This window comes from Geomicrobium sp. JCM 19055 (genome assembly GCF_000698185.1).
In the GTDB taxonomy this organism is placed as follows: Bacteria; Bacillota; Bacilli; order Bacillales; family Marinococcaceae; genus Geomicrobium_A; species Geomicrobium_A sediminis.
Map to the genome: position 1 here is coordinate 34,733 of NZ_BAXL01000031.1, position 7,096 is coordinate 41,828.

At 43.9% G+C, this 7,096-nt stretch carries 4 protein-coding genes and 4 pseudogenes; all 8 read left to right on the forward strand.

What is annotated here, in order from left to right:
• The first annotated feature begins 263 nt into the window (after positions 1-263).
• Positions 264-1,828: pseudogene (gene rny / locus JCM19055_RS20760) on the forward strand (ribonuclease Y).
• A gap of 117 nt (positions 1,829-1,945) precedes the next feature.
• Positions 1,946-2,739: pseudogene (locus JCM19055_RS20765) on the forward strand (TIGR00282 family metallophosphoesterase).
• Between the two features lie 90 nt (positions 2,740-2,829).
• On the forward strand, positions 2,830-3,090 hold the full coding sequence (locus JCM19055_RS20770; protein ID WP_042361146.1) for a stage V sporulation protein S: 261 nt from the start codon (positions 2,830-2,832) through the stop codon (positions 3,088-3,090).
• A 153-nt stretch (positions 3,091-3,243) separates the two neighbouring features.
• Positions 3,244-4,430, forward strand: a pseudogene (locus tag JCM19055_RS20775) (P-loop domain-containing protein); the annotation flags it as partial.
• Between the two features lie 72 nt (positions 4,431-4,502).
• Complete coding sequence (locus JCM19055_RS32410) at positions 4,503-4,859, forward strand: hypothetical protein (protein WP_370543254.1); 357 nt, start codon at positions 4,503-4,505, stop codon at positions 4,857-4,859.
• A 131-nt stretch (positions 4,860-4,990) separates the two neighbouring features.
• Positions 4,991-6,601 (forward strand): annotated as a pseudogene (miaB, locus tag JCM19055_RS20785) (tRNA (N6-isopentenyl adenosine(37)-C2)-methylthiotransferase MiaB).
• Positions 6,598-6,801, forward strand: coding sequence for a YlbF family regulator (locus tag JCM19055_RS32415; protein WP_370543252.1), 204 nt, complete (start codon positions 6,598-6,600; stop codon positions 6,799-6,801). Before miaB ends, JCM19055_RS32415 begins: the two are co-directional and overlap by 4 nt.
• Positions 6,802-6,805: 4 nt before the next feature.
• Positions 6,806-6,973 carry a YlbF family regulator gene (locus tag JCM19055_RS32420; protein WP_370543253.1) on the forward strand — a complete coding sequence of 56 codons (168 nt, stop codon included), beginning with the start codon at positions 6,806-6,808 and terminating at the stop codon, positions 6,971-6,973.
• Positions 6,974-7,096: the final 123 nt, after the last annotated feature.

The window sequence follows — 7,096 nt, forward strand, 5'->3', positions numbered from 1 at the left end:
ACATTATAGGTTTGATTTATTGACAGATTATCCAAGCGGCATATAGTTCTTCATTCTTTCATAAACTTGAACAAGTTTTGTTCATATATGATCCATTCATAGCACAAATGATGATGAATGATGGAAGCAGATGGAAACATTTGGTACGACAATGAGATGAAACCCAAATGTAAGACCAACACCGATCTAGCTGCTCTCTCCGTTTTTCGTCGGCAAGCCCGCAAGAATTGAAACAACTTTATAGCAAAGGAGGTGTATCCTTGATGGGTAACGATCCAGTATTTGTGATCATCTCCATTTTGCTGATAGTTGTCGGTGGGTTCATCGGTTATATCATCCGTAAGAAGATTGCCGAGCAAAGATCTCTAGTGCCGAACAAGCTGCTAAGAAGATGATAGAAGAAGCGGAGCGCGACTCTGAAGCTAGCAAGAAGGAATCGATCCTCGAAGCGAAAGACGAAGCTTACCGCATTCGATCCGAAGCCGAAAACGATATTCGCGAACGGAGAAACGAAATTCAAAAGCAAGAAAGTCGTCTTCTTCAAAAAGAAGAAACGCTCGACCGTAAGAGCGAATCTCTCGATAAGAAAGAAGAGACACTTGAAAAACGAGAAGAGTTTCTCGCTGAAAAGCAACGTGAAACCGAAGCGATGAACAGTAAAATGGAAGATTTGATTGCAAAACAACAAGAGGAGCTTGAACGTGTGTCAGGCATGTCGAGAGATGAAGCAAGACAAATCATCAAAAACGACCTTGAGAAAGAACTTGAACACGATTCAGCCGTTATGATCAAGTCGAACACCGAACGAATAAAAGAAGAATCGAACAAGAAAGCGAAAGAAATCCTTTCACTTGCATTGCAGCGTTTTGCTGCAGATCATGTCGCAGAAACGACTGTTTCTGTCGTGAACTTACCAAACGATGAGATGAAAGGTCGAATTATCGGACGCGAAGGTCGAAATATCCGCGCGCTCGAGACGTTGACAGGCATTGATCTCATCATTGATGATACACCTGAAGCCGTCATACTTTCTGGTTTTGATCCAATTCGCCGTGAAATTGCACGCACGTCTCTTGAGAGACTCGTGCAAGATGGGCGTATTCATCCGGCACGAATTGAAGAAACCGTTGACAAAGCAAGACGTGAAGTCGATGAACGGATTCGCGAGTATGGTGAACAAGCCACATTTGAAATGGGCATTCACAACTTGCATCCTGATTTGATTAAGATTCTCGGAAGACTTCGATTTAGAACAAGTTATGGTCAAAACGTGTTGAAACACTCGTTAGAAGTCGCGCACTTAACAGGGCTCATGGCAGCAGAACTCGGAGAAGATGTAACGCTTGCGAAGCGTGCCGGTTTACTCCATGATATTGGAAAAGCGATTGACCACGAAATTGAAGGAAGCCATGTTGAAATTGGTGTTGAATTAACGAAGAAATATAATGAACATGCGGTAGTGGTGAACAGTGTAGCTTCTCACCACGGAGATACAGAAGCGACGTCGGTCATTGCAACTCTCGTGGCAGCAGCAGATGCGTTATCAGCTGCTCGACCAGGTGCAAGACGTGAAACGCTTGAAACGTATATACGCCGACTCGAAAAGCTTGAGGAGATTGCAGAATCATTTGATGGTGTTGAAAAGACGTATGCCATACAGGCGGGTCGCGAAGTCCGCATTATGGTGAAGCCGGATCTCGTAGACGATGTGCTCGCTCATCGTCTCGCTCGTGACATTACGAAACGAGTTGAAAACGAATTAGACTACCCGGGTCATATCCGAATTACTGTAATTCGGGAGACACGGGCGGTGGATTACGCAAAGTAAAGCAGCACATTATGTGCTGCTTTACTTTTTTCTGAAAAAACATGCTGTACACTAGGCGTTTTAACACGTTTTTAAGCGGGTATAGTGTATCATCGCATGAAAAAAGGTGAGGTAACCGTGCGAATTTTATTTGTTGGTGACGTTTTTGGTCGCCTGGTAGAACGATGGTCTCGGAATACGTTCCGAAACTAAGAAAAAAGTACAAGCCCCAAATGACTATCATTAATGGTGAGAATGCTGCTAGTGGTAAAGGAATTACGGAGAAGATTTATAAAGGATTTCTAGAAGCGGGAGCTCAAGTTGTTACACTTGGAAACCATGCTTGGGCACGGCGAGAGATTTTTACGTTTATTGATGATGCAAAGAAACTTGTTCGTCCGCTCAATTACCCAGAAGGCACTCCAGGTCAGGGAGTCGTCTCTGTTAATATTAACGGTCAAGAAGTTGTTGTCATTAATGCAATGGGGCGCACATTCCTTATGGATATTGACGATCCTTTCCGAGCGGTAAAGAAAGAAGTAGAACTTGCAAAGAAACGCACACCTTTCGTTTTTGTTGATTTTCACGCTGAAGTTACGAGTGAAAAGCAAGCGATGGGTTGGTATTTAGATGGAATGGCAAGTGCAGTAATTGGAACGCACACGCACGTTCAGACCGCTGACGAACGAATTCTCCCAGGTGGGACCGCGTATCTTAGCGATGTAGGAATGACCGGTCCATATGACGGCATTCTAGGTGTAGACCGTGAACTCATCTTAGACAAGTTTTTGACCGCGCTTCCTACTCGTTTTGAAGTCGCTGATGGGAGAACGCAGTTAAGTGCTGTCATCATTGATCTTGATGATACAACAGGAAAAGCGAAATCAATTAAACGCATATTGATCAATGACGATCACCCTTTTTATGAATAACTGAATTTTTTAGGTTCAAGGCATAGGAAGGCAACTGCTGCAATATAGTGGGATAACGGTGCCATTTAAAACCGATAGGAGGACAATTTCATGGAAGTATTAAAAGTATCAGCTAAATCTGTTCCGAATTCAGTAGCCGGTGCCCTAGCAGGAGTCATTCGTGAAAGGGGTGCAGCCGAGATCCAAGCCATTGGTGCAGGAGCGCTTAATCAATCCGTTAAAGCAATAGCCATTGCAAGAGGATTTGTCGCACCAAGCGGGATTGATCTTATCTGCATTCCAGCCTTTACCGACATCGAGATTGATGGTGAAGAACGGACCGCCATTAAGCTTATTATTGAACCTAGATAATAAGAGTTGCAAAAAGCTTGGTGTTGTCACAACATCAAGCTTTTTGTTTTGCAAATGAACAACTGTAACAAATAAAGGAGAAGTTATCTGTGAATCAATTAGAAACAACCATTAATCGCATTGATAAAAAAAGGATACAAAGCTTATAAAGACTTGTTAGGTAGCCACAAATACCACAACTTTACATTGCACATTGATCACGTTCAAGCAGACCCCTATGCAAGCCCGTCACGCATTCGCGTGCGTGTGCCTCTCAATAGATTAAAAGTAGACGAAACACAGTACTGTGATGAGCGCTATGTAGCGTTCACAGATTATCTCGCAAGAAGCGTTGATCGTGCCTTAAAGAAAAATGGCGTGCAAAAAGACGTGCAGATTGACCGTCCGAGTCAGCAGATTCTCGATCGTACAGCCGTGACAATCGATCAAACGAGTGTAGACGTAAGACTCTCACTGCATTTACCAGCGAGAGGGCGGACGATTTTAGGGAATGAAGCGAAGAAACGTCTTCTTAAGCAGTTGCCACAAGTCGTTGAAGACGGGCTATACAAGCTTGATGTAACCGCTCTACAAACGCATCTTGAACTGTACGATGATCAAACGTATCTACGTCAATTCCTTCGAGATGAAAACGCGGTTGCTTTTATCGCAAACGGCTCAGTACTGCCAAGAGAAAGTGGCGTGAGCGACCGTCCGAATACGTCTGACGACGTAAAGCGATTTAAGAGCCAACGAGTGATGAAGTAACCGTTACGCTCCCACATCACGGGAAGCTTAGCGGCATGCTCATTAAACGAGGGGTAACGGTAATTGTCGGTGGCGGTTACCACGGCAAAAGCACGTTATTAAAAGCGATTGAGATGGGCGTCTACCACCATATTAAAGGCGATGGACGAGAGTTCGTAATTACCGACGACTTGGCGAGTAAAATCCGCGCAGAAGATGGAAGAAAAGTGACGAACGTCGACATTCGTCCATTCATTAATCAATTGCCGAACAAAAAGAGCACCGAACATTTTTCTACGGAAAACGCAAGTGGCTCTACGTCGCAGGCGACGAACATCATCGAAGCAATGGAAGCAGGTGCGAATACATTGCTCATCGATGAAGATACGAGTGCAACGAATTTCATGATTCGTGACTTACGGATGCAACAACTCGTCGCAAAAGAAAAAGAACCGATTACGCCGTTTATCGATCGCGTACGTGACTTGTTTGAAACGAACGGAATATCAACTGTTGTCGTTGTCGGAGGAAGTGGCGATTATTTAGAAGTCGCTGACAACGTCATCATGCTCGATGAGTACGAAGTGAAAAACGTTACCGAGCGTGCCAAAGAAATCGTCAACAACGAACAGAGCGAGCGGAAGCGGACAACTGCGAACACGCTCGGGCAAATGAACGCATCAAGAATGATTGACTCCCGTTCTTTTGATGCAAGACGAGGCAAGCGTGAAAAGGTGCAGGCAAAAGGGCTTCATACGATTATTTACGGCAAAGAAGACATCGACTTAGCCAGTGTCGAACAACTGATTGACCCGTCACAGACACGAGCGATTGCCCAGACACTTCAGTATTTAGCAACAAACTATGTAAACGACCAACGAACGCTCTCTGAGCTTCTAGATTTATATGAAAAAGACACCGAGAATCACTTAGATGCATTATCAACGTATCCGGGAAAACATCCTGGTGATTTTGCAAAACCGAGACGACTTGAAGTGGCTGCTGCCATCAATCGTTTGCGTTCATTAAAGGTGAAACGTTAAAGCTCTTCAATTTGAAGAGCTTTTTCGTTTCAAAACGGTGACGATGGTTGTTTTATGACGCCTAAGCTTTATAATTTAGTCTTGTATGCACTGTAACATGGACGTAAGGGTAAGAAAGAAAGGGGATGGCTATGAGCGAGCAAAACCGCCGTCACAATGAGACCCATAAAAACGCTAACGATAAAGGGAATTCTCTAGATCATAAAGATTTTGGAAAATACTTCGATTTCTCAAACGCAACATTCGAGAAAAACGATGAAGGTAAAGATGTGATGAGATCGGTGGTCGAAACATCATCGTTAACGACCCGCCGAACTACCGTAAAGGTCAACGTCGTAAGCGCAAAGACGTGGAGTTTCATTATGATTTTAGTGTGCCTGAACAAATGAAACAAATCGGCATTGGCAAACGTTATCTCATTCGTACATATGGCTGTCAAATGAATGTTCACGATACAGAGAATATGGCAGGTATTTTAGAAGAGCTCGGCTTTACGAGCACGGACGATACGAATGAAGCAGATGTGATTTTACTCAACACTTGTGCCATCCGTGAAAATGCCGAAAACAAAGTGTTCGGTGAGATTGGTCACTTAAAGAGTCTGAAAGTTGAGCGGCCAGAAGTCGTCGTTGGAATTTGTGGTTGTATGAGCCAAGAAGAAAGCGTCGTCAATAAGATTATGCAAAAACATAATCACGTCGACTTAATTTTTGGTACACATAACATTCACCGACTACCAGAACTTCTTCACGATGCGATTCTCGGTAAAGAAATGGTCATTGAAGTCTGGTCAAAAGAAGGCGACGTTGTAGAGAACATGCCACGTAAACGCGCCGGCAAGACGCAAGCTTGGGTAAACATCATGTACGGCTGTGACAAGTTTTGTACGTATTGCATCGTACCGTACACACGAGGAAAAGAGCGTAGCCGTAAACCAGAAGACATTATTGCGGAAGTGCGAGAGCTCGCCCGCACTGGCTACAAAGAAATTACACTCCTCGGTCAAAACGTAAATGCTTACGGAAAAGACTTAGAAGAGCCAAGCAGTTTAGGGAAGTTAATGGATGCGATTCGCAAAGTTGACATTCCACGCGTTCGTTTTACGACGAGCCACCCTCGTGACTTTGATGATGAATTGATTCAAGTACTTGCCAAAGGCGACAACTTACTTGAACACATTCACCTTCCAGTTCAACACGGAAACAACGACATTCTCAAGTTAATGGGTCGTAAGTATACGCGCGAGCAATACGTTGATCTTGCCCGCCGTATTAAAGAGGCGATGCCTCATGCGACGTTTACAACAGATTTGATCGTCGGATTCCCGAACGAGACAGAAGAGCAATTCCAAGATATGCTAAGCTTAGTTGAAGAAATGAAATACGACAGCGCATTCACGTACATCTATTCACCACGTGAAGGCACGCCTGCTGCTCGTATGGAAGACAACGTGGCGATGGACGTAAAGAAAGACCGTCTCCACCGCTTAAATGAAGTCGTAAACCGCCTATCTGCAGAAAGCAACGAGCGCATGCAAGACCAAGTCGTTGAAGTGCTCATCGAAGGCGAAAGCAAAAAAAGATCCAGAAGTCCTCTCAGGTCGAACACGAACGAACAAACGAGTCAACGTGCGCGCACCAAAAGAGAAAATCGGACAACTCATCTACGCAAAAATCACTGAAGTAAAAACGTGGTCGTTAGATGGAGAACTAGTAGAATACAGCGAGGTGCAGAACGCATGACAGAACCAAAGTACAATAAAGAAGACATTATGGCAAAAGCCCAAGAACTAGCACAAAAGATTACTGAAACAGAAGAAGTAGACTTTTTCATCCGTGCAGAAAAGCAAATTAACGAAAACGAAAAAGTCCAAAGCATGATCGAAGAAGTGAAAGCAAAGCAAAAAGAACTCGTCAATTTGCAACACTACAAAAAAAAGTGAAGCGATGAAAAAGACTCAACGCGAAATCAACCGCCTTCACAAAGAAATCGACGAGATTCCAATCGTACAAGAATTCAAACGCAGCCAAACCGAAGTAAACGAGGTACTCCAACTCGTTTCATCAACAATTTCAAACGACGTGACTTCGCACATCGAAAAAGCAAATAAATAGTAAGCGGAAAACAGACCTGATTTCTTCAGGTTTGTTTTTTGTGTGTAGGCGTAGGTGTAGCAAGAGAAGGCGTAGGTGTAGCAAGAGAAGGCGTAGGTGTAGCAAGAGGAAGCGTTAGTGTAG